This window comes from Nonomuraea sp. NPDC050663, assembly GCF_044456985.1.
Taxonomy (GTDB): domain Bacteria; phylum Actinomycetota; class Actinomycetes; order Streptosporangiales; family Streptosporangiaceae; genus Nonomuraea.
In genome coordinates, this window is record NZ_JBITGL010000001.1 from 597,949 (window position 1) to 619,737 (window position 21,789).

Sequence of the window (21,789 nt, forward strand, 5' to 3'; positions counted from 1 at the left end):
AGCCCGGCCACGTGCGGCGGGTGGGGGTGAGTCGGCTTGCCGTACGGAAGGAACTACGGACGGCCCAGCGCGCGGTAGTGCCAGCCGGCGGCGCGCCAGGGGGCCGGGTCGAGGGCGTTGCGCCCGTCGACGATCTTCCGCGTCGCCACCACCGCTCCGAGCTCCTCCGGGTCGAGCTGGACGAACTCGTTCCACTCGGTCAGCAGCAACACCACGTTCGCCCCGCGCGCCGCCTCGACCGCGGACGTCGCGTAGCTCAGCTCGGGATGCGCCTTGCGCGCGTTGTCGAGAGCGATCGGGTCGTAGACGGACACGAGCCCGCCCTGCTGCCCGATCGTCGCCGCCACGTCGAGCGCCGGGGAGTCGCGGATGTCGTCGGAGTTCGGCTTGAACGCCGCGCCCAGCACGCCCACCGTGCACCCGTGGAACGACCCGCCGGCCAGCTCGCGGGCCAGGTCGACCATCCGCGCCCGCCGCCGCATGTTGATCGCGTCGACCTCGCGCAGGAACGTCAGCGCCTGGTCGGCGCCCAGCTCGCCAGCGCGCGCCATGAAGGCCCTGATGTCCTTGGGCAGGCACCCGCCGCCGAATCCGAGCCCGGCGTTGAGGAACCGCCCGCCGATCCTGTCGTCGTAGGACAGCGCCGTGGCCAGCTGCTGCACGTCGGCGTGCGCCGCCTCGCATACCTCGGCCATGGCGTTGATGAAGGAGATCTTGGTGGCCAGGAAGGCGTTGGCGGCGGACTTGACCAGCTCGGCGGTGGCGAAGTCGGTCACGACCATCGGCACCTCGCCGAGCGGCCGGTAGACCTCGCGCAGGATCTGCTCCGCCTGCTGCGACCGCACGCCGATCACGATCCGGTCCGGCTCCAGGGTGTCCTGGACGGCGAAGCCCTCGCGCAGGAACTCGGGGTTCCACGCCAGCTCGGCACCCGCGCCCGCCGGGGCGAGCCGCTGGATCTTGGCCGCCAGCCGCTCTGCCGTCCCCACGGGCACGGTCGACTTGCCCACCACGAGGCACTCGCGGTCGAGATGCGGCGCCAGCGCCTCGACGGCCTCGTCGAGCTGCGAGACGTCGGCGGCGTATTCGCCCTTCTTCTGCGGGGTCCCGAGGCACATGAAGTGCACGTCGCCGAAGGCGGCGACCTCCTCGTAGGACGTCGTGAAGCGCAACCGCCCGGACTCCAGCCCGCGGCGCAGCAGCGCTTCGAGGCCCTCCTCGTGGATCGGCAACTCGCCGTTCTGGAGGCGGCGGATCTTGTCGGCGTCGATGTCGAGGCCGAGGACCTCGAAACCGAGATCCGCCATGCACGCCGCGTGGGTGATCCCTAGGTATCCGGTTCCGATCACCGTCAGGCGAATTGGCACGTGGAGGCTCCCTTCATCGGCACGCATGCTACCGGTCCCCCACCACTACCTAGCTCTGTGCCTCCACTGTGAGGACACAAACCGTACCCGCTAGTAACAAGATGGTAGGACGTCCTAGTATTTGTGCCATGTCTTACTACGCGCCCACCGAAGAGCACGAGATGTTGCGCGAGACCGCCAGGGCCGTCGCCGACGAGAAGATCGCCCCCCGCGCCGCGGAGACCGACGAGACCGAGGAGTTCCCCTCCGACGTCTACAAGTCTCTGGTGGCGGCGGACCTGCACGCCGTCCACGTGCCTGAGGAGTACGGCGGCGCGGGTGCCGACGCGCTGGCCACGGTGATCGTCATCGAGGAGGTGGCCCGCGCCTGCGCGGCCTCCTCCCTCATTCCCGCCGTGAACAAGCTCGGCACCGTCCCCTTGATGCTCTCCGCCTCCGAGGAGCTCAAGCAGCGCTACCTGCCCCCGGTGGCGCGCGGCGAGGCGATGTTCTCCTACGCGCTGTCCGAGGCCGACGCGGGCTCCGACGCCGCGGCCATGAAGACCCGCGCCGAGCTCGACGGCGACCACTACGTGCTCAACGGCACCAAGATGTGGATCACCAACGCCGGCGTGTCCGACTACTACACCGTCATGGCCGTCACCGCGCCCGGCGAGGGCGCCAGGGGCATCTCCGCCTTCGTCGTCGAGAAGTCCGACGAGGGCGTCTCCTTCGGGCCCAAGGAGAAGAAGCTCGGCATCAAGGGCTCGCCGACGCGCCAGGTGATCCTGGAGAACGTCCGCATCCCCGCGTCCCGCATGATCGGCGAGCCTGGCACCGGCTTCAAGACCGCCCTGGCCACGCTCGACCACACCCGCATCACCATCGCCGCCCAGGCCCTCGGCATCGCCCAGGGAGCGCTCGACTACGCGCTCGGGTACGTCAAGGAGCGCAAGCAGTTCGGCAAGCCGATCGGCGACTTCCAGGGGCTGCAGTTCATGCTCGCGGACATGGCGATGAAGCTCGAGGCGGCCAGGCAGCTGACCTACCACGCGGCGGCCAAGTCCGAACTCGCCATGCACGGGCAGCCCCAGAAGGACCTCACGTTCCTGTCGAGCGCGGCCAAGTGCGCGGCCTCGGACGCGGCCATGGAGATCACCACGGACGCGGTGCAGTTGCTCGGCGGATACGGGTACACGCGGGAGTTCCCGGTGGAGCGGATGATGCGCGATGCGAAGATCACGCAGATCTACGAGGGGACGAACCAGATCCAGCGAGTGGTGATGGCTCGTCAGTTGCTCAAGTAGTGCCGGATGACATGATCGGGGCCGCTCTCCGGAATGCCGGAGGGCGGTCTCCTTCTCGTTCCCGGAAAGGCGATGCGTTGACCCCCACCAGGCTCCACGACCTGCTGCTGACGTACTGGCCCGGAGCTGACCTCGGCTTCTGCGCCGTATGGGCCGAGAACGTGGACACCGCTGACATGGCCGTACGGCTCGGCGCGGATCCGGCCACGGCCACCACGTGCACACTGCGCGGGATCAGCCGTGGATTCCACGAGGACCCTCCGGGCGACGACGTGGGCATCGTGCTGATCGGCCGGAGCGGCACGTGGGCGCTCGCCCTTCAGGTCCAAGGATCGGACATCACGTCTCCGGCCGCCATGGCGGCTCTTTCGGGCGGGGGCGGCAGGGCGGTCGGGATCGGGTGGCACGCCAACGGCGGTCACGCGGTGGACTACGCCGCCGACGGTGCGGTGAGTCCGACGTGCTCCATGACCGGGCGGGAAATCGACGCGGCATGGCTCGATGCGCCGCACACGAGATACCTGCTGCGCCCCGCCTGACGAGGGCTCGGGGCGGTCAGCAGGCGCAGCACGTGTCCCCGCGCCAGGCTTCCCGTCCCTCCTTGACCGCGACCCCGGCGATCACGAGGGCCGCCACCGGATCGGCCCACCACCACCCGAACGCGCTGTTGAGCGCCAGCCCCACCAGCAGCACCCCGGACAGGTACGTGCACAACAACGTCTGCCGGGAGTCCGCCACGGCCGAGGCCGAGCCGAGTTCGCGCCCCGTGCGGCGCTGGGCGCGTGACAGCAGCGGCATGATCACGAGGCTGAGCGCGGCCAGGACGAGCCCCGCCGTGGAGTGTTCGGCCTCGCCGCCGCCCAGCAGCGCGCGCAGCGCGTCGAAGGAGACGTAGGCGGCCAGGGCGAAGAAGGAGATCGCGATGATCCGCAGCGCCGTCCGCTCGCGCCGCTCGTGGTCGGCGGCGGAGAACTGCCAGGCGACGGCCGCCGCCGAGGCGACCTCGACGATGGAGTCGAGGCCGAAGCCGATGAGCGCCGCCGAGGAGGCCGCCGTCCCGGCGGCGAGGGCCACGGCCGCTTCGATCACGTTGTAGGTGATCGTGGCGGCGACGAGCAGGCGGACGCGCCGCCGGAGTACGGCACGGCGGGCGGGCGAGGGGGCCAGGGGGAGGGTGTTCATCGGCGGGCCTCGCTTAGGGGGTTGCGGTGCGCCGGCGGGCCGCATCGGGGGAGGGCGGCCATCAGGGCACCGGTCGCAGCGTGACCGCGTGGCCGGTGGCCGACAGCAGGTGCTCGGCCGAGGCGAGCAGGTCCATCAGCTCGGGCCTGGTCAGGGCGTAGAACGACTGCCGCCCCTGGGCCCGGTAGTCGACCAGGCCGCAGTCGCGCAGGCAGGCCAGGTGTTTGGAGACCGTCGACTGGGCCAGGCCGAGCTCTGTGGTGAGATCGACGACGCGGGCCTCTCCGCGCGCCAGGCGTCGCACGATGCGCAGCCGGGTCTCGTCGGACAGCGAGTGGAACAGGGCCGCGGCGGGTGAGACTCCGGCCGCGATGTCGGCTGAGACGCATCTGCCCGCATCATTGATCGCCATATGGCGATGATAGCTGTGAAAGAGAATGGAAGGACAGACCCCTCATGCCTGCCGACCGCATTCGCCACGTCGCTCTCTCCTCGGTGACCCTCCCCTTGAACAACCCCGTCAGTGACGCGAAGGTCCTCACCGGACGCCAGAAGCCGATGACCGAGATCGCCTTCCTCTTCGCCGAGATCGCGACGCACGACGGGCATCGCGGCACCGGGTTCGGCTATTCGAAGCGGGCGGGCGGTCCGGCGCAGTACGCCCACGCGAAGGAGGTCGCGGAGGGGCTGCTGGGGGAGGATCCGTCCGACATCGGCCGGGTCTACGACAAGCTGCTGTGGGCCGGCGCCTCGGTGGGGCGGTCGGGGGTGGCCACGCAGGCGCTGGCGGCGATCGACGTCGCCCTGTGGGACCTGAAGGCCAGGCGGGCGGGGCTGCCGCTGGCCAAGCTGCTCGGTTCCTACCGCGACGACGTGCGCACGTACAACACCTCGGGCGGGTTCCTCCACGCGCCGATCGAGGAGGTCAAGGAGAAGGCGAGCGCCTCGCTCGAGGCGGGGATCGGCGGGATCAAGATCAAGGTCGGTCAGCCCGACACCAGGGCCGATCTGCGGCGGCTGGCGGCGGTCAGGGAGCACATCGGCGACGACGTGCCGTTGATGGTCGACGCCAACCAGCAGTGGGACCGCGCCACCGCGCTGCGGTTCGGCCGGGCGGTGGAGGAGCTCGGGCTGGTGTGGATCGAGGAGCCGCTCGACGCCTACGACGCCGAGGGGCACGCCCGGCTGGCCGAGGCGCTCGACACCCCGATCGCGACCGGCGAGATGTTGTCGAGCGTCGCCGAGCACGTGCGGCTCATCGAGGCCAGGGCGGCCGACGTCATCCAGCCGGACGCGCCCCGAGTCGGCGGCATCACGTCGTTCCTGCGGCTGGCGACGCTGGCCGACCACGCGGGGCTCGACCTGGCGCCGCACTTCGCGATGGAGATCCACCTGCATCTGGCCGCCGCCTACCCGCGGGAGCCGTGGGTGGAGCACTTCGAGTGGCTCGACCCGCTGTTCGAGGAGCGGCTGGAGACGCGCGGCGGTCGCATGGTCGTCCCCGACCGTCCCGGGCTCGGGTTCACGCTGAGCGAGCAGTGCCGCAGGTGGACGGTGGCGAGGGTGGAGTACGGCCAGGCGTGAGGGGCTCCAGCCCTGGGCGGCGAGGGTGGAGTACGGTCAGGCGTGAGGGGCGTCAGCCTCGGGTGACGAGGATCCCGTCGTCGTCGCTGTAGAGGGTCGCGCCGGGGTGGAAGGTGATCCCGCCGAACGACACCGGCACGTCACGCTCCCCGGTGCCCTCCTTGCCGCTCTTGCGGGGGTTGGACCCCAGGGCCTTCACCCCGAGCTCCAGCTCCCGCAGCGCCACCACGTCGCGCACCGCACCGTTGATCACGACTCCCGCCCACCCGTTGGCCACGGCCGACCCGGCGATGAGGTCGCCCATGAGCGCGGTGTGCACCGACCCGCCGCCGTCGACCACCAGCACCCTGCCCTCTCCGGGCGCGCCGAGGATGGCCTTGAGCAGGGCGTTGTCCTGGTGGCAGCGAACGGTCACGATCGGCCCGGCGAACGCCGCGTGCCCGCCGTACTGCCGTAGCTGCAGGTCGCAGGAGTCGAGCTCGTCGCCGCGCTCGTCGAACAGGTCAGCAGTCGAGATGCTCATGGAAGCTCACGCTAGCCGCAGGTGATCCCGGCGGGACAGGTGGCCGGCCGGGTCGCGGAGCCGTGGAAGGTCACGTGGGTGCCCGCCGGGACGGCGATGGTGTAGTCCGCGAGACATCCCTCGTCGCACGAGTAGCCGATCTCCAGGGCGCCGTCGTCCCAGGATTCGCGGTGCTCCAGCGGCCCGGCCCAGGTGCGCTTGCTGGTGACCTGGACGCGCTCTGTCGTGCCCGTGGCGAGGGTGAAGCGGACGGGCCCGCTGGCGGAGATCGAGAAGGTGTCGCCCGGCAGCTCGTAGGTGGCGGTCTTGACGTCCGACTGGGGGACGGGCGGCTCGCGGTCGGGCAGGCCGTTGACGACGAGGAGCGCTCCGCCGGCGACGAGGGCGCCGGCGATCAGGACGGGGGCGGTTCGCATGCCTTGACGATAGGAACCAGGTCGGGGGCGTGGCGATGGGGCGGGGTGCCGGTCTGGTGGTGGAGCCAGCACCACCACAACGGCTGACTTGTCCAGACAAGTCAGTGCTCCGTACACGTGGGGTTCACGCCGCGCGGCCAGGCTGTCCTCATGCGCAAGATTGTCGTGCTGGCGGCGGCAGCCGTACTGGCTCTCATCACAGCGGCCCCGGCCGCGCAGGCGGCTCCCGACGGCACCCTCACCCCCGTCTCGACCACGGTGAAGGCGGGCGAGCGGGCCACCTTCACCTACACCACCCCCAGGCCGCACCAGACGAACTGGATCGGCCTGTACGCCGACCCGGGCAACGGCCCGGTGGACCAGAAGTACGTGGGCCCGTCGCTCACGTGGGTCTACATCCCGAACGCCGCAGGCACCGCGAGCCTGGACACCGCGGGCCTGGAGCCGGGCGACTACGTCGCCTACGCCCTGGCCCAGGACGGCTATGAATGGCTCGCCCGGCCTGCGAGGCTGCGCATCGTGAGCAACGAACCGCTGCGCCTGGTCACCGAGCGCATCCCCCTGCGCAACGCGCGGGCCAAGAGCGCCTACGCGGCCACGATCGCGGGCCTGGCCAGGGGCGACACTGAAGGGCTGAGCTTCGCCAAGATCGCCGGGCCCGCCTGGGTGAACGTCGCCGCCGACGGCCGGGTGACGGGCACCCCGCCCGCCAGTGCCTCGGCCAAGACGGTGCGGATCGGCGTGACGGCGTCCAACGGCGCGGGCCAGAGCCGTACGGCGGAGCTGACGATCGACGTGCGCCCGCCGGGCGGCCCGCTCGTGCCCGAGCTGAAGGCGCTGAGCTGGAACCTGTGGCACGGCGGCAGCCAGGTGAACCACGGCAGGGACAAGCAGCTGAAGTTCCTGCTCGACCACGACATCGACGTGGTGGGCCTGCAGGAGACCTCGGGCACCGCCGCCAAGGCTCTGGGCGAGGCGCTGGGCTGGGACTACCACCAGAGCTCGGGAAGCGTCGGCGTGATCAGCCGCTACCCGATCACCGCGCGCACCGCGCCGAACGGCCTGCCGGTCGTTGGCACCCGGGTCGACCTCGGCGGCAGGCAGCTGTCGTTGTGGAGCGCACACCTCGGCTACACGCCCTACGGCCCGTACGACGCGTGCTTCGGCAAGATGACCGTCGAGCAGCTGCTCGCCCAGGAGGCCAGGTCCGGCAGGACCGCGCAGGTCGAGGGCGTCGTCCGCGCGATGGCCGGCGACCTGGAGGCGGCGGGCGGCGGGACGCCGGTGCTGCTGACGGGCGACTTCAACGCCCCTTCGCACCTCGACTGGACACGAGAGACCGCCCGTTGCGGCTACGCCCACGTGCCGTGGCCGACCTCGGTCCTGCCCGAGCAGGCGGGCCTGCGCGACTCCTTCCGCGTGGCCCATCCCGACCCCGTCGCCGAGCCGGGTGTCACGTGGTCGCCCATCTACCCGGTCTTCACCGGGGGATACGGCCACGACGGTCACAAGGGGGAGCCGGAGCCGCAGGACCGGATCGACTTCATCCACTTCAAGGGCGATCTGGAGGTGGTGAGCTCGCGGACCGTCGTGACCGGAACGCCGGCGCCGGTGCCCGGCCACCGCGACAACGAGTGGACCTCCGACCACGCGGCCGTGCTGACGGTGTTCAGGGCCGGGTGAGCACGCCGGGCGAGTTGGTGATGATCCCGTCCACCCCGGCCGCGACGAGCCGGCGGACGACGGCCGGTGAGTCCACCGTCCACGGGAAGATCTTCATCCCGTGGCGGTGGACGCGCCGCACGTACGACGCGGTCACGTCGCGGTAGGGCGGGTTGATGTGGGTGGCGAAACGCGCCAGCTCGTCCAGGCGCGACACGGCCGGGGTGCCGAGCAGGCCCACGGGCACGTCGGGGGCCCAGCGGTGGAAGCGCCGCATCGACGCCCAGTCGAACGACTGCACCAGGGCCCGCACCCCTGACGAGCCCAGTTCCGCCGCGACGCGCCGCTCGATGCCCTGGTAGAGGGCCGGCACCTTGATCTCCACGAGGGCTCCGGCCCCGCTGTCGCGCAGCTCGCCGAGCGCGGCACGCAGAGTCGGCACGCGCTCGCCCCGGTACCGCCCGCCGTACCAGGATCCGGCGTCGAGGCGGCGGATCTCGGCCAGGGTCAGGTCGCGCACCCGCCACGGCGAGTGGCCGGGGAAGACCCGCTCGGCATCGGTGGTGCGGGCCAGGGTGGTGTCGTGCATGAGCACCAGCTTGCGGTCCCTGGTCTGCTGCACGTCGAACTCGACCAGGTCGGCGCCGTGCCGCAGGGCGAGCCTGACGGCGGCCAGGGTGTTCTCGGGGGCGTGGGCCGAGGAGCCGCGGTGGGCGACGACCGTGACGGAGGCGGCGGTGGCGGGTGAGGCGGTGAGCAGGATCGTCGTGACGAGGAGAGCGCACAGCGGATAACGCATGCGGGATATATGACCAAGATCGCTGACTTCGAGTGGGACAAGCGAGTAACTTCAGCCGACCATGAGATGAGCGTTACCGCAGAAACCGGCGAAAGCCGCAAAGCGGTAGTTTGTCCGCGTGGGATCCGCGACCCTAGTCCCCCAGACGCGCACGATGGAGCTGTCGGCCGACGACGCCTGGACGACCCTGCGCCAGTACGGCCTGCGCCGCCTGGCCCATGACTCCTTCGTGCGTTTCCGCTACGGCGACGGCATGAGCCACTCGCGTGCCCTGGCCTTCCAGATGTGCCTGTCGATCATCCCCGGTGCCATCGCCCTGGTCGGCCTCAGCTCGGTCGCCCACCAGGAACACCTGGGCCAGGTGCTGCAGCTGGCCCTGAGCAACCTGGCGCCCGGCGAGGGCGGCGCCGCGGTGCTCGACATCCTCAACCGCGGCGCCAGGACCAGGGACGCGGTCGCCCTCTGGCTGGGCCTGGTCACCGCCGTGGTCTCGCTGACCAGCACGATGGCCCAGGTCGAGCGGGGCGCCAACCGGATCTACGGCATGGAACGCGACCGTCCCTTCCACCGCAAGTACGGCAGGGCCATCGTGCTCGCGCTGACCGCGGGCGGCCTGATGGTGGTCGGGTTCGTCGTCATGGTCGGCGGAGGCGCGATCGGCGACGCGCTGGCCCGCGTCTACCAGTGGGGCCCCGGCCTGCGCACGGCCTTCGACGTGGTGCGCTGGCCGGTGGGCTTCCTGCTCGCCCTGGTCTCGACCTCGGTGCTGTTCCGCACCTCCCCCCGGCGCAGGCAGCCGGGCCACACCTGGCTGGCCTTCGGCGCGCTCGTGACGCTCGCGCTCTGGATGATCTTCACGCTGGGCCTGGCGCTCTACACCACCAGGAGCGGCACCTTCGGCAGCACCTACGGCCCGCTGACCGCGGTCATGGCGTTGCTGTTGTGGTCCTTCCTCAGCTCCATCGCCCTCTTCCTGGGCCTGGCCTTCGCCGCGCAGCTGGAGAGCTGCAGGGCGGGCTGCCTCGACCCCGCCCTGCCCGACTCGGGCCCCACCGCCCACGAGGAGCGCGAGCCGCTCGTGGGCGCGGTCGGCTCCGCGGCCATCGCGGCGACCAAGCGGCTCATCCGCCTAGCCCAGCGCGGCCGTCCACCACTCGGACGCGACCGTGAGCCCGGCCAGCCGCAGGGCTGAGCGCTTGGCCTCGTCGGCCTGCCCGCACACCACCACGACCTGGACGGCGCCCCGGGACCGCGCCTCGTCGCACGCCGCCTCCAGCAGCGCGACGCCGACCGTGCGCCAGCAGGTGTCGTCGGTGACCGAGAAGTCGTCGATGAGGCAGGTGGGCCCGCCCGGGTCGTAGACCGGGGGAGAGGGCGCCAGGGACGCGATCACGAAGCCCGCGAAGCCGTCGGAGGCGGCCACGAGGCTGATCGTCGAGGGCTGCTCGACCAGCTTGGTCAGGAAGGCCGCGTGCCCCTCCTCGGCCCCTTCCGCTCGCCGCCAGAACAGCGGCTGATAGTGCTCGTACTGCTCGCGCCGCCGCGCCATGAGCTTGGCCATGTCGTCCACGTCGCCGGGTAACGCCGCACGGATCATGGATTGAGCGTAACTATTCACTGTGTGTATAGTCGCGGCATGTCGATCGCTCACGTGCTCCTCGGTCTGCTCGCCGAGGGACCCAAGCACGGCTACGAGCTCAAGAAGGGGCACGACGAACGCCTGCCCGGCAACCGTCCGCTGGCCTACGGCCAGGTCTACGCGACGCTCCAGCGCCTGGAGCGCGACGGGCTGGCCGAGGTGGCCGAGACCCAGCGCGAGGGCGGGCCCGAGCGCACCGTCTACGCCATCACCGTGGCGGGCAGGACCGAGCTGTCCAGGTGGCTGGAGGAGATCGAGCCGCCCGTGCCGTACATCGCCAGCCCGCTGTTCGCCCGCGTCGCCGTCGCGGGCGAACGGGCCGACGGCCTCCTGGCCAGGCAGCGCGCCGCGCACCTGGCCCGCATGCGCGAGCTCACCGCGGAGAAGGGCGCGGGGGCGCCCGCCCAGGTGCTGGCGGCCGACTTCGCGCTGCAGCACCTCGATGCCGACCTGCGCTGGATCGAGACCGCCCTGGCGCGGCTGAAGGGGGACGACCATGCTTGAGGGCCGCAACCTGGTCAAGTCGTACGGCAGGACCACGGCCTTGTCGGGGGTCTCGCTCCGGGTGGAGGCGGGTGAGATCGTCGCGATCACCGGGCCGAGCGGCTCGGGCAAGTCCACGCTGCTGCACTGCCTGGCCGGGATCGTCCGTCCCGAGGCGGGCGAGGTCACGCTCGACGGCAGGCGCATCGACACCCTCGGCGAGGCCGGGCTCACCCGGTTACGCAGGGAGGGCTTCGGGGTGATCTTCCAGTTCGGCGAGCTCGTGCCCGAGCTGACCGCGCTGGAGAACGTGGCGCTGCCGCTGATGTTCAACGGCCACGGCAGGAACGACGCGCTGGGCGTCGCGGCCGGGTGGCTCGACAGGCTGGAGCTGGCCGAGATCGGCGGCCGGCGCCCCGGCGAGTTGTCGGGCGGCCAGATCCAGCAGGTGGCGCTGGCCAGGGCGCTCGTGACCGGGCCGAGAATCGTCTTCGCCGACGAGCCCACGGGGGCGCTCGACACGCTGGCGGGTGAACGGGTCATGCGGCTGCTCACCGAGACCGCCCGCGAGAGCCGTACGGCCCTGCTGATCGTCACCCACGACAACCGCGTAGCGGCCTACGCCGACAGGGAGGTCGCCCTGCGCGACGGCGCGGTGCTCGCCGGGAGCGCCAGATGACCACGATCGCCGTGTCGCGCATGCTCCGCCACGGCCGCTCGCGGGCCGAGCGGATCCGCGCCCGCCTCACCGCCGCCGGTTCCGCGATGGCCGCCTTGCTGCTCTGCTACGGCATCAGCCTGGTCGACCTCGGCGACGAGTGGAGCTCCCTGGCGGGCCTGGCGCTCGGCATCATGGCCGTCCCCGCCGCCGGGCTCATCCACCAGGCCCACCGCCTGGCCACGACCACCAGGGAGCGCCGTCTGGCCGCCCTGCGCCTGGCCGGGGCCACGCCCGCCGAGGTTCGGCGCCTCGGCGCGCTCGAAGGCGGCAGGCTGGCACTGCTCGGCTCCCTGGCCGGATCCGCCCTCTACGTGCTGACCCACCTGGCCGGGCCGTACACCCAGATCCCGGTGATCGTCGCCCTCGTGACCGCCGGCGGCGTCGTCGCGGGCGCCCGCGCGGGCCGGCATGTCGTCGCCACCCCGCTCGGCGTGGTCCGGCGCGCGCGACGGCGAGGGCCGCGCGTGCTCGACCTGCTGCTGGCCGTCGCGGGTGTCGCCATGGTGGCCACGGGCGTCTTCGTGAGGGGCGGTTTCCCGCTCTTCGGCAAGTACGGCATGGTGACGGTGATGGCGGCCGGCATGGTCCTGATCCTCTTCGGGGTGACGCTCGGCGCGACCTGGCTGATCCGCGCCGTCGCCCGGCGGGTCGGCAGGCGGGCGGCGCGTCCCGAGACGCTCCTGGCCGCCCGGGCCGTCGAGGACGACCCTCGCGGCTGGGCCAGGGCCCTGTCGCTGGTGGCGCTGGCCGTCTTCTTCGAGAGCGCGGCCGGGGCGCAGCAGGCGCTGATGGGCCACTACCTCGTGGCGCACGCCCTGGTCGACACCGCCGTGCTGATCGCGCTGGGCACCGCGGCCGTCGCCTTGATCGTGCACCAGGCCGAGGAGCTCATCGACCGCCGCCGCTCCTACGCCACGCTCTCGGCGGCCGGAGTTCCGGCGCGCGCGCTGGGCAGGGTCCTGCTCAGGCAGGCGGTGATCGCCGCGGCGCCGATCTGCCTGGTGGCCGCGATCGCTGGGCTGGTGGTCGTCTTCGCGATACCCTCGCCGGATCTCGAAGGTTTCGGGTGGGCCGTCTCCAGGGCGGTGATCGCGGCCGTGATCGGAATCGCGGCCGCGGCCCTGGTGGCCATGGCGGCCCGCCCGCTCCTTCGGCAGGTCCTCAGCTCAACGCGGCAAGAAGCTCGCTGACGTGTCGCAGCGGTTCGTCGTGGTCGGCGGGCCGCAGCACCACGGTGTGCACGCCCGCCCGCTCGAGCTCGGCCAGGCGGGCGGCGGCCTGCCCGGCCGTGCCCGATACCGAGAAGACCTCGCCGGGGTCGATCTTCAGGAAGCCCGCGGTGCCCTGCACGACCGTGTCGGGCAGGGTGCCGATCATCAGGTTGGTGAGGACCACGATCTCGTGGCCGGGCGCGGGGTCGATGTGCTTGAGCGCCTGGGCGACGAGCGCGGGCCCGAAGCCCTCCGGCACGATCGTGCCCTGCGCGAGGCGTCCCGACATCGCCAGCGAACGGGGACCGACGACCCCGGCCATGATCGGCGGCACGACGGCGGGCGGGTGCACCAGCGCGACGTCCGACAGGTGCACCTCGCGCCCTTCGAGCGTCACCCGCTCGCCGCGCAGCAGCCCGCCCACGGCCACGATGGTCTCCTCCAGCAGCGCCAGCGGCGAGCGCGGAGTCGCGCCGGCCTGGCGCATCCAGTCCTGCACGCCGTGGCCGATGCCCGCCACCAGGCGTCCGGGGTGCAGCCGGGCCAGGTTGCCCAGTTCCATGGCGAGCAGCGCGGGATTGCGCAGCGGCGCGGGGGCGATGCCCAGGCCCACCCGCAGGCGCCCGGTCACCGCCAGCGCGGTGGCCGCGGAGGTCAGCCCGCCGGTCCAGCCCAGGTCCTCGACCACCCACAGGTCGTCGACCCGCGGCATGTCGTCGAGCGCCCGCGCGTAGGGGATCAGCTGTTCCGGCGGCAGGCCGCGGTCGAACATCACGCCGATTCTCATCTGGATCTCCAGTAGTAGCGGAACAACCGTCCGGTCTGGGCGTATCCGGCGCGGGCGAAGGCGGCCGCCATGGGGGCGTTGCCCACGTCGGTGGCGGCCACGATACGCTCCAGCCCCGCCTCGGCCAGGGTCCGGGTGCCGCGGGCCAGCAGGTCGTCGACCAGGCCGTGGCCGCGCAGGTCCGGCACGACCCCGATGTAGGCGATCGAGTGGTCGTCGGGCACAACCAGGCCGACCGGCCGTGCCCCCGAGAAGCCCACGACGAACCAGTCGGGCTTGCCCTTGCGGTGGACCAGGTCGGCGTGCATGACCGTGGCCTCGTGCAACGCGCCGCGCGTGGCCACCTCGACCCGGGTGTCGTGGTCGAGCGAGCCCCGCGAGATCTCCACGAGCAGGTTGACGACGTAGGGCGCCCCCAGCTCGCGGGCGGGACGGTAGGTCAGCCGCCCGGACTCCTCCGGCAGGTCGCTGCCCGCCGCCCACTCGAACCGCAGCCGCTCGACCTCCAGCCGGAACCCGGCCTCCAGCACCGCCGTGTGCTCGATGGAGCGATCCAACGAGGGTGTCAGGCCGGGGCTGAGCGCGATGTCGTGGATCATCTTGTCGACGCCGAGCGAGGCGATGCCCTCACGCAGCAGCGCGGCTCCCGCCGACGCGTCGAGCCCGGGCTCGAAGTACCAGGTGACGACCGGGTCGGCGCCGCGATAGGGAGCCCAGAAGCACACGCGTGCCTGGTCCTTCACGAAACACCACTCGGGCCTGGTCCGGCCCTCTTCGCCGGCGGCGACCAGCGCGGAGCGGACGGGCTCGGGGAACTGCTCGAACAAGGTCAGAGGCCTCCGGGGAAAGGGCGATCTCCTCCCAATCGATCATAGCCGGACGAGCCGGAAGAAGGCCCGGACCTCCTCGACGAACACCTCGGGCTGCTCCATGGCCGCGAAGTGCCCTCCCTTGTCGAGTTCGTTCCAGTACCGCAGGTCGGCGTACCGCCGCGCGGCCCAGCGGCGCGACGGGCGCGGCACCTCGCGGGGAAAGATGGAGCCCCCGGCGGGCACGGTGATGCGGTCGGTGGTGGCGGTGGTGAACCACGAGGAGACCTCGCGGATGCTCTCCCAGTACAGCCGTGCCGAGGAGGCCGCGGTGCCGGTCAGCCAGTAGAGCGTCACGTTGTCGAGCAGCCGGTCGCGGGAGAACGGCATGCCGTCGCTCCAGGCGTGGAACTTCTCCACGATCCACGCGCACAGGCCCGCGGGGGAGTCGGTCAGGCCGTAGCCGAGGGTCTGCGGGCGGGTGGCCATCTGGCCGGAGTACCCCGACTCCCACTGGGCGGCGTGCTCCAGGTCGGCCAGGGCGGTGCGCTCGGCCGCGGTCAGGTCGTCGTGCAGCGGCGCGGCCAGGGGAGCGGCGAGCGGCGGCACGAGGTGGATGCCGGCCAGGCGTTCCGGGTGCTTCTTGGCCAGAAGGGTCGAGACGGTGGTGCCCCAGTCGTGGCCCTGCGCGCCGTACGTGTCGTAGCCGAGCCGGTCCATCAGCGTGGCCCAGGCCTCCGCGATGCGGTGGACGGTCCAGCCGGTGTGCGCGGGCCGGTCGCTGAAGCCGTAACCCGGCAGTGAGGGGCAGATCACGTGGAAGGCGTCGCGGGGGTCGGGCGGGTCGGTGAGCGGTCCGATCACGTCGAGGAACTCCAGCACCGAACCCGGCCAGCCGTGCGTCATGATCAGCGGCATGGCCTGCGGGTGGCGCGACCGCGCGTGCAGGACGTGGATGCCGACGCCGTCGATGCGGGTGCGGAACTGCGGCAGGGAGTTCAGGCGTGCTTCGACGGCGCGCCAGTCGTACTCCTCGGCCCAGTAGCGGCACAACTCGCGCAGGTATGACAACGGCACGCCCTGCGACCAGTCGCCGACCGGCTCCTCATCGGGCCAGCGGGTACGGCGGAGCCGATCGCGCAGGTCGTCGAGGTCGGCCTGCGCCGCCTGGATCCTGATGGGTTCCAGGCCCTCGGGTGATCCCGGGCTCGAACCGGTGGCTCCGGGAGACCCGGGACCCGAGGGCGAGGGCGCACCCGATGCGGGCGGCGGCACCCGTCAGGCCGCCGCGTCCAGGGCTTCGCGCACCGAGCGCGTCGTCCGGAAGTGCCCGTCGAGGTTGGTGATGGTCAGCAGCCGCTCGATCATCCCGGGCCCGACCACCAGGACCAGCGAGCCTCCTGCCTGCCGTACCCGCTGGAGCGTGCGCACCAGGAGTCCGAGGCCGGAGGAGTCGCAGAACGGCACGTCGCTCAGATCGAGGACGAGATGCGGAGGTTCCCCGGATGGCCACGCCTGATCGATGAACGCTCGCACCCGCGGAACCGCGAGGTGGTCCAGCTCGCCGTGGAGCTGGAAGACAGTACAGGGGCTCTCCTGCTTCATCTCGACAACCATGGCTCTACCTCCGAAACAGGAGCTGCCCTAATTGAGAGGTTGTATGCCTATTTCTTGCAGATATTCTGGGTTGCTGTTCGAGTCGCCGGAGCGGTCGAGGTGGGAGCAGGGGACGGCGTTACAGCAACCTTGACCTTGCGCACCTTGGGCTGGTCGGTGCCGAGCACCAGCTCGACGCCCTGGACGTCGGTCTGCTTCAGCTCCGCCCCCGGGATGGCCGCCGCCAGCGTGCGAGCGGAGTCTTCGCGCCCCGCGCCGTAGCGGATGACGGTCTTGGTGAAGTCCTTCTGCGCGGTGTTGCCCGCCGTCTCGGGCACCAGGAAACCCGCGCCCAGCAGCGCGTCGCGCGTGCGGGCGCCCATGCCCTGGATGTCGGTGCCGTTGAGCACCCGCACCTGGATGCGCTCGGGCGGCACGGTCAGCGGAGGAGCGCTCGGCGAGGCCGACGCCGACGCGGAGGGCGACGGCTTGGCGGGCTCGGCGACGTCCTGGTCCGCCTTGATCCTGCCGAACAGCTGGGCGGCGCCGTCCTGGTCCCACAACACCGCCGACTCGCCCGTCGAGGTCTTGAAGTCGACGTCCGAGATCGGGATCTGGGCGAACTTCACGTTGTCGAGCGAGGTGTCGCGCAGCTGGGTGACCAGGGCGTTCAGGTCCTTCTGCGGGTCGATCTTGACGCTCGCCTGCACGCTCTGGATGAACTTGCCCAGCGCGGCGGGATCGGTCAGGGTCTGGGGGCTGAGCACCTTGTCGAGCAGGGCCGACATGACCTGCTGCTGCCGGTCGATGCGGTCGAAGTCGGAGCGCGAGGTGGCGCGGGTGCGGGCGTAGAAGAGCGACTGCACGCCGTCGAGCTGGTGGGTGCCCGCCGCCAGGTTGAACTTGATCTTCTGGTCGTCGATCGGCACCGGGGTGCAGACCGTGATGCCCCTGACGGCGTCGACCACGTCGATGAAGCCCAGGACGTTGACCTCGACGTAGAGGTTGATGGGCAGGCCGGTGGCCTCCTGGACGGTCTTGACCGTCAGCTTCGGGCCGCCGAGCTGGTACGCGGAGTTGATCTTGTGTTCGCCCTTGCCCGGCACCTTCACCCACGTGTCGCGCGGAAGGCTGACCACGGTGACCTTGCTGTGGTCCTCCGACAGATGAATGATCATCATCGTGTCGGTGCGCTGGCCCACCTCGCGGCCCAGCTTCAGCTGCCGCTGGTCGCGCCGCGACAGGTCGTCGCGCTTGTCGACGCCGACGAGCAGGATGTTCATCGCGCCCTCGGACTGGATGCCGGACGCGCCCGCGTCGACGGAGCCGAAGCCGCTCAGGCCGTACGTGGAGGTCGCCCACACCGCGCCGCTGCCGATCAGCACGACGCCCGACATCGCGCCGGCGAGGATCAGGTTGCGCCGTCGCCTTCGCGGGGCCCTGCGCGGAGAGCGTGGGATGGTGACACCGCCGTAGGCGTCGCCGCCCACATGCACACCACCGTCATCCACGCGCGCCCCCCGTTGGAGAAGGTTGCCCAACCACCCTGCTCGTACAGTAGCGTGAGCCCCGCTATGAAGCAGTTCCCCGACGCGCCGTCCACGCAGACCGGACTCTGGCCTCCCGTCTCCGTGATCATGCCCGTCCTCAACGAGGAGCGCCACCTCGACGAGGCCGTGACCATGGTCCTTTCGCAGGATTACCCCGGCCAGATCGAGGTCGTCCTGGCCGTGGGCCCCTCCCACGACCGCACCCAGGAGGTGGCCGACGCGATCGCAGCCCGCGATCCGCGCGTCACCGTGGTGCCCAACCCGACCGGCCGCACCCCCAACGCCCTCAACGCCGCGATCGCCGCCACGACCTGCGAGATCATCGCCAGGGTCGACGGCCACGCCATGCTGCCCTCCGACTACCTGAAGGTCGCGGTCGAGACGCTGCGCGAGACCGGCGCCGACAACGTCGGCGGCGTGATGGCAGCCGAGGGCGTCACCGCCTTCGAGCAGGCCGTCGCGCGCGCGATGACCTCCAAGATCGGCGTGGGCGCCGCCGCCTTCCACGTGGGCGGCACGGCGGGGCCCGCCGACACCGTCTACCTCGGCGTGTTCAGGCGCTCGGCGCTGCTGCGGGTCGGCGGCTACGACGAACACTTCCAGCGGGCGCAGGACTGGGAGATGAACCACCGCATCCGCCAGACCGGCGGCCTGGTGTGGTTCCAGCCGCGCATGCGCGTGTCCTACCGGCCGCGCCCCAACGTCAAGGCGCTGGCCAAGCAGTACTTCCACTACGGCCGCTGGCGGCGCGTGGTGGCGCGCACCCACGAGGGCACGATCAACCTGCGCTACCTGGCCCCGCCCGGCGCCGTGCTGGCGATGCTGGCCGGGCTCCTCGTATCACCGTGGTTCCCGCTCGGCCTGATCATCCCCGGCGGCTACCTCCTGGCGATCGGCGCGGGCACCGTGCTGACCGGCAGCGGCCTGCCCTTCGCGGTGAAGGCCAGGCTCATGCTCGTCTACATCACCATGCACCTCTCCTGGGGCTGGGGTTTCCTCACCAGCCCTCGAAAGCTCTCTCGACCGACGTCCTGAAGCGCGTCATCGCGTCCGGATAGTCAGGTCCGAGCTGGTAGGTGCGCAGCTTGCGGCGGGCCTCGGCCAACGTGTCTGGCCCGTCCAGCAGCACGTCGAGGCCCTCCAGGTCGCGGCCGATCAGCACACCCGCCTCCGAGCTCGGGTAACGCTCGGCGAAGGCGCGGGCGGGCATGCCCGACACGTTGGTGACCGCGTACGGCTTGCCGCTGGCCAGGAAGTCGGAGACGACGCTGGAGATGTCGCCGATCATCACGTCGGCTTCGTTGAAGCACTCGTACAGGTGCGGCTGCTGCCCGGCGACGATCAGGTGGGTGACACGCGGACCCGCCCCGCCCGACGACGGGTGGCGGGCCTTGGCGTTGGCCAGATTGGCCGACTCCAGCATGGCGACGATCTTCTTGCCCGCCCGCCTGGCCGCCTTGTCGCGGTGCCCGGTCAGCGGGTGCGGCTTGTAGATCACCCGCACGCCGCGCTCCAGGAGCGCCTTGACCAGGCGCGGGCCCATCGTCGTGAGCGACGTGTGGTAGAGGTCGTCGGTCCAGCCCTCCCAGGTGGGGGCGTACAACACTGTCATGTACGGCAGAGCGGGCCCCACGTGCGAGACCCCGTCGAGCTGCGGCCTGCCCACCTCGTGGACGTTCTCGTCGCGCACCCCCACCTTGGCCCTCAGATAGCGGTCGCGCCCGGCGGGACCCGCCACCCAGACCTCGTCGTAGACCTTGGAGAAGGGGTTGAACGAGGCCTCCTTGTCGCTGTCGCCGTGCCCGATGAAGGCGCTGCGCATGCCCTGGATGCGCAGCATGTGGATGTTCTTGCCCACGTTGGCGACGTAGAGGCACAGCCGGGCGCTCGACAGGGCGTGGAAGCCCATGAGGTCGGCCGACGACGGGATGCACACGACCGGCAGGGAGGTCGGGCCCAGCAACTCGGCGATGCCGCGCTCGCGCAGCACCACGATCGTCCGGCGGCCGACCCGCTCCATCGTGCCCAGCCACATGCGCACCTGGTAGGCGCCCTGCGGCACGCCGGAGAAGTACAGGACCACCTCCGGCTCGTACGCCCTGACCTGGCGCTCCACGACCTCCAGGACCCACGCCGCGTTCGTCAGCGGCTCCGCCCGCCGTACGTAGGGGAGCAGGGCGGCCGAGCCCGCCAGGCCCAGCAGCAGCGCCACGCCCGCGCCCGCCGCCCCCGCCGTCGCGCTCACCGCCGCGCCCAGCACGGGCAGCGCGTCCAGGTAGAGGAAGCGCACCCCCCGGTAGTTGGTCAGGAACTCGGGAGGCTCCGGCGGGATGCGCAGCTCGGAGACATCGATGTTGCGCGTCGTCACGGGCATCTGGGCCATGGTGTGGCGCAGCCGTACGGCCAGGCCCGTCTGGACCGCGCGCACCCCGTGCATCGCGAACAGCCCGGCGGCCAGCGCGACGAACCACGGTGAGTCGGCGCCGGCCGTCCTGGCCACCAGCAGCAGCGCCGCCATCTCGCGGATGGTGAACCGCAGCGTCGCACCCAGATGCACCTTCGACAACACGGCCAGGAAGGAGCGGGGCGCGACGAGCTCGGCGGCGTAGGAGACCACGGCGACCGCGGCGAACCACAGCGGCGACGGCCACAGGGCGGTGATCAGCAACAGCGGGTACACGCCCAGCAGCACGACGATCACACAGAGTCTCCTCATGTGATCACACGGTAATCGCCCCGTCCAGCCGAACATCGACGACCTGGCCGGTGAGGTCGGAAATCAGTACATCGAGGGAGGTCTGGGCCACCGCGCGCGGCGACAGCAGCGTGTGCGCCGGCTCCTCGCCGAAGGCCCGCTCCCGCATCGGCGTGCTCGTGCGCTCCGGGTTGACGCAGTTGACCCTGATGCCGTCGGCAGCCCACTCGTCGGCCAGGGCCTGGGTCAGGTTGACCACCGCCGCCTTGGTCGAGGAGTAGATGCTGTAGTCGGCGCGGCCCCTGGTGTACGACGAGGAGGTGTAGAGCAGCAGCCTGCCGCGCGTGTCGCGCAGATACGGGTAGGCGGCGCGGGCCACGTTGACCGGGCCCAGGTAGTTGACGCCGACCGTCTCGGCGATCGTCTCCTCGCTGGAGTCGGCCAGCTTGCCCATGTGCAGCACGCCCGCCGTGTTGACCACGTAGTCGGCGCGGCCCACCGCCGCCAGAGCCTTGGCGACGCTCTCGTAGTCCTCCACCCTGGTGTCGTTCTGGGTGCGGGAGAAGGAGTGCACGGTCGCGCCGTAGCTTCGCGCCAGCTCCACCACGTCGGCGCCGATGCCGTACGAACCCCCGAAGACGACCACTGTCTTGCCCGCCAGCGCCTCGCGGTAGGCGAAGCTCGACGGCAGCGGCGCGGTCACCGCGGTCAGCTGGAACAGCTTGTCGGCGATGTGCACGTCGACCGGATGCGTGACCTTGATGTTGTGCTCGCTGCCGGGAACGATGTAGATCGGCACGTCGGGCAGGTAACGCAGCACCACGCCGCAGTCGTCGGTGGCGGGATGCTTGTCGAAGTCCGGGTCGGCGAACGCCCGCTCGTAGGCCTCGCGGATCACGCTCAGCCTGAAGCACTGCGGCGTCTGGCCCCTCCTGAGCCGCGAACGGTCGGGGATGTCGCGGATGATCTCACCCCGCGGCCCCGGCGCGGCCACCACGATCGTGTCCGAGCTCGGGATCGCGACGTCGACCGCCTCGTACACCTTCAGCGCCTGCACGCACTCGGTGATGATCGAGGGCTTCAGCAGCGGCCGGACCGCGTCGTGCAGCAGCACGTTGCACTCCTGCGGGCCCAGCGCCTTCAGCGCCCGCCAGGTCGTCTCCGTACGGCTGGCGCCGCCCTCCAGCACCTGGCTGACCTTGCCGAACCCGGACCTGGCCACGAGCTCCTCGGCCTCGCCCGCGAAACCGGGCGTCATCAGGACGACGATCTCGTCGATCTCGGGTGCGCCGTTGAACAGGGCGAGAGTGTGCTCCAGGATCGTCTTTCCGGCGATCTTGATGAGCTGTTTGGGCGTGTTCAGCCCGATCCGTTGCCCCACCCCTCCGGCAAGGACGACGGCCACGGAGCGAAGTCGAGAATCGCCAGTCATACGGCGAGGGTAACGGGGCTTTCGGGGGTTGCCTCGCTACGCTGTGT

General features: G+C 71.3%; 23 protein-coding genes. 9 read left to right on the forward strand and 14 right to left on the reverse strand.

What is annotated here, in order from left to right; genetic code table 11:
• Positions 1 to 53: 53 nt before the first annotated feature.
• Complete coding sequence (locus ACIBH1_RS02950) at positions 54 to 1,367, reverse strand: UDP-glucose dehydrogenase family protein (protein WP_397311854.1); 1,314 nt, start codon at positions 1,365 to 1,367, stop codon at positions 54 to 56.
• A 128-nt stretch (positions 1,368 to 1,495) separates the two neighbouring features.
• Here ACIBH1_RS02950 and ACIBH1_RS02955 point away from each other — a divergent pair, with 128 nt between their 5' ends.
• Both ACIBH1_RS02955 and ACIBH1_RS02960 read left to right on the forward strand, forming a co-directional pair.
• The gene (locus ACIBH1_RS02955; RefSeq protein WP_397311855.1) at positions 1,496 to 2,653 is read left to right on the forward strand and encodes an acyl-CoA dehydrogenase family protein; all 1,158 of its coding nucleotides are present in this window, start codon (positions 1,496 to 1,498) and stop codon (positions 2,651 to 2,653) included.
• A 77-nt stretch (positions 2,654 to 2,730) separates the two neighbouring features.
• Positions 2,731 to 3,192 carry a hypothetical protein gene (locus tag ACIBH1_RS02960; protein ID WP_397311856.1) on the forward strand — a complete coding sequence of 154 codons (462 nt, stop codon included), beginning with the start codon at positions 2,731 to 2,733 and terminating at the stop codon, positions 3,190 to 3,192.
• A 16-nt stretch (positions 3,193 to 3,208) separates the two neighbouring features.
• On the opposite strand, the gene ACIBH1_RS02965 is transcribed toward ACIBH1_RS02960, so the two are convergent.
• Together ACIBH1_RS02965 and ACIBH1_RS02970 are read right to left on the reverse strand one after the other, a co-directional pair.
• Positions 3,209 to 3,835, reverse strand: coding sequence for a cation diffusion facilitator family transporter (locus ACIBH1_RS02965; protein WP_397311857.1), 627 nt, complete (start codon positions 3,833 to 3,835; stop codon positions 3,209 to 3,211).
• Positions 3,836 to 3,896: 61 nt separating this feature from the next.
• A complete protein-coding gene (locus ACIBH1_RS02970) occupies positions 3,897 to 4,247 on the reverse strand; it encodes an ArsR/SmtB family transcription factor (protein WP_397311858.1) in 351 nt (116 codons plus the stop codon).
• 44 nt (positions 4,248 to 4,291) lie between these two features.
• Between ACIBH1_RS02970 and ACIBH1_RS02975 the strand changes: the two genes are divergently transcribed.
• Positions 4,292 to 5,419: a mandelate racemase/muconate lactonizing enzyme family protein gene (locus ACIBH1_RS02975; RefSeq protein WP_397311859.1), complete on the forward strand. Its 1,128-nt coding sequence runs from the start codon at positions 4,292 to 4,294 to the stop codon at positions 5,417 to 5,419.
• Positions 5,420 to 5,471: 52 nt separating this feature from the next.
• Here the strand turns inward: ACIBH1_RS02975 and rraA are convergent, their stop codons facing one another.
• Positions 5,472 to 5,942, reverse strand: coding sequence for a ribonuclease E activity regulator RraA (gene rraA, locus ACIBH1_RS02980; protein WP_397311860.1), 471 nt, complete (start codon positions 5,940 to 5,942; stop codon positions 5,472 to 5,474).
• Positions 5,943 to 5,953: 11 nt separating this feature from the next.
• Positions 5,954 to 6,358 (reverse strand): hypothetical protein, encoded by a 405-nt coding sequence (locus ACIBH1_RS02985; RefSeq protein ID WP_397311861.1) that lies wholly within the window; start codon positions 6,356 to 6,358, stop codon positions 5,954 to 5,956.
• 150 nt (positions 6,359 to 6,508) lie between these two features.
• Here ACIBH1_RS02985 and ACIBH1_RS02990 point away from each other — a divergent pair, with 150 nt between their 5' ends.
• Positions 6,509 to 8,041: an endonuclease/exonuclease/phosphatase family protein gene (locus ACIBH1_RS02990; protein ID WP_397311862.1), complete on the forward strand. Its 1,533-nt coding sequence runs from the start codon at positions 6,509 to 6,511 to the stop codon at positions 8,039 to 8,041.
• Here the strand turns inward: ACIBH1_RS02990 and ACIBH1_RS02995 are convergent.
• Positions 8,028 to 8,819: a glycerophosphodiester phosphodiesterase gene (locus ACIBH1_RS02995; RefSeq protein ID WP_397311863.1), complete on the reverse strand. Its 792-nt coding sequence runs from the start codon at positions 8,817 to 8,819 to the stop codon at positions 8,028 to 8,030. The genes ACIBH1_RS02990 and ACIBH1_RS02995 overlap by 14 nt on opposite strands.
• Before the next feature lie 118 nt (positions 8,820 to 8,937).
• Between ACIBH1_RS02995 and ACIBH1_RS03000 the strand changes: the two genes are divergently transcribed.
• Positions 8,938 to 10,011 carry a YihY/virulence factor BrkB family protein gene (locus ACIBH1_RS03000; protein ID WP_397311864.1) on the forward strand — a complete coding sequence of 358 codons (1,074 nt, stop codon included), beginning with the start codon at positions 8,938 to 8,940 and terminating at the stop codon, positions 10,009 to 10,011.
• Here ACIBH1_RS03000 and ACIBH1_RS03005 read toward each other — a convergent pair.
• Entirely contained in the window at positions 9,949 to 10,416 is a 468-nt protein-coding gene (locus ACIBH1_RS03005) for a GNAT family N-acetyltransferase (protein ID WP_397311865.1), read from the reverse strand. The two genes, ACIBH1_RS03000 and ACIBH1_RS03005, sit on opposite strands and share 63 nt — an antisense overlap.
• 39 nt (positions 10,417 to 10,455) lie before the next feature.
• On the opposite strand from ACIBH1_RS03005, the gene ACIBH1_RS03010 reads away from it, so the two are divergent.
• The 3 genes from ACIBH1_RS03010 to ACIBH1_RS03020 are packed head-to-tail and all read left to right on the forward strand — an operon-like array spanning position 10,456 to position 12,852.
• Positions 10,456 to 10,962, forward strand: a complete 507-nt coding sequence (locus tag ACIBH1_RS03010; protein WP_397311866.1) for a PadR family transcriptional regulator — start codon at positions 10,456 to 10,458, stop codon at positions 10,960 to 10,962.
• Positions 10,955 to 11,620, forward strand: coding sequence for an ABC transporter ATP-binding protein (locus tag ACIBH1_RS03015; RefSeq protein WP_397311867.1), 666 nt, complete (start codon positions 10,955 to 10,957; stop codon positions 11,618 to 11,620). Before ACIBH1_RS03010 ends, ACIBH1_RS03015 begins: the two co-directional genes overlap by 8 nt.
• Positions 11,617 to 12,852: an FtsX-like permease family protein gene (locus tag ACIBH1_RS03020; protein WP_397311868.1), complete on the forward strand. Its 1,236-nt coding sequence runs from the start codon at positions 11,617 to 11,619 to the stop codon at positions 12,850 to 12,852. The genes ACIBH1_RS03015 and ACIBH1_RS03020 overlap by 4 nt, the downstream gene beginning before the upstream one ends.
• On the opposite strand, the gene ACIBH1_RS03025 is transcribed toward ACIBH1_RS03020, so the two are convergent.
• Genes ACIBH1_RS03025 through ACIBH1_RS03045 form a run of 5 tightly spaced genes read right to left on the reverse strand, consistent with a single transcriptional unit; the run spans position 12,824 to position 17,576 of the window.
• Positions 12,824 to 13,660, reverse strand: a complete 837-nt coding sequence (locus tag ACIBH1_RS03025) for an LLM class flavin-dependent oxidoreductase (protein WP_397311869.1) — start codon at positions 13,658 to 13,660, stop codon at positions 12,824 to 12,826. The genes ACIBH1_RS03020 and ACIBH1_RS03025 overlap by 29 nt on opposite strands.
• Complete coding sequence (locus tag ACIBH1_RS03030; protein WP_397311870.1) at positions 13,657 to 14,487, reverse strand: GNAT family N-acetyltransferase; 831 nt, start codon at positions 14,485 to 14,487, stop codon at positions 13,657 to 13,659. The genes ACIBH1_RS03025 and ACIBH1_RS03030 overlap by 4 nt, the downstream gene beginning before the upstream one ends.
• 42 nt (positions 14,488 to 14,529) lie before the next feature.
• Positions 14,530 to 15,744 (reverse strand): epoxide hydrolase family protein, encoded by a 1,215-nt coding sequence (locus ACIBH1_RS03035; protein WP_397311871.1) that lies wholly within the window; start codon positions 15,742 to 15,744, stop codon positions 14,530 to 14,532.
• Positions 15,745 to 15,747: 3 nt separating this feature from the next.
• On the reverse strand, positions 15,748 to 16,086 hold the full coding sequence (locus ACIBH1_RS03040) for an STAS domain-containing protein (protein WP_397311872.1): 339 nt from the start codon (positions 16,084 to 16,086) through the stop codon (positions 15,748 to 15,750).
• Positions 16,087 to 16,133: 47 nt separating this feature from the next.
• Complete coding sequence (locus ACIBH1_RS03045) at positions 16,134 to 17,576, reverse strand: LCP family protein (protein WP_397311873.1); 1,443 nt, start codon at positions 17,574 to 17,576, stop codon at positions 16,134 to 16,136.
• Between the two features lie 63 nt (positions 17,577 to 17,639).
• Here ACIBH1_RS03045 and ACIBH1_RS03050 point away from each other — a divergent pair, with 63 nt between their 5' ends.
• Entirely contained in the window at positions 17,640 to 18,650 is a 1,011-nt protein-coding gene (locus ACIBH1_RS03050; RefSeq protein ID WP_397311874.1) for a glycosyltransferase family 2 protein, read from the forward strand.
• Here the strand turns inward: ACIBH1_RS03050 and ACIBH1_RS03055 are convergent.
• Both ACIBH1_RS03055 and ACIBH1_RS03060 read right to left on the reverse strand, forming a co-directional pair.
• Positions 18,613 to 20,331 (reverse strand): CDP-glycerol glycerophosphotransferase family protein, encoded by a 1,719-nt coding sequence (locus ACIBH1_RS03055; protein ID WP_397311875.1) that lies wholly within the window; start codon positions 20,329 to 20,331, stop codon positions 18,613 to 18,615. The genes ACIBH1_RS03050 and ACIBH1_RS03055 overlap by 38 nt on opposite strands.
• A 4-nt stretch (positions 20,332 to 20,335) precedes the next feature.
• Complete coding sequence (locus ACIBH1_RS03060; RefSeq protein WP_397311876.1) at positions 20,336 to 21,715, reverse strand: SDR family NAD(P)-dependent oxidoreductase; 1,380 nt, start codon at positions 21,713 to 21,715, stop codon at positions 20,336 to 20,338.
• Positions 21,716 to 21,789 lie beyond the last annotated feature (74 nt).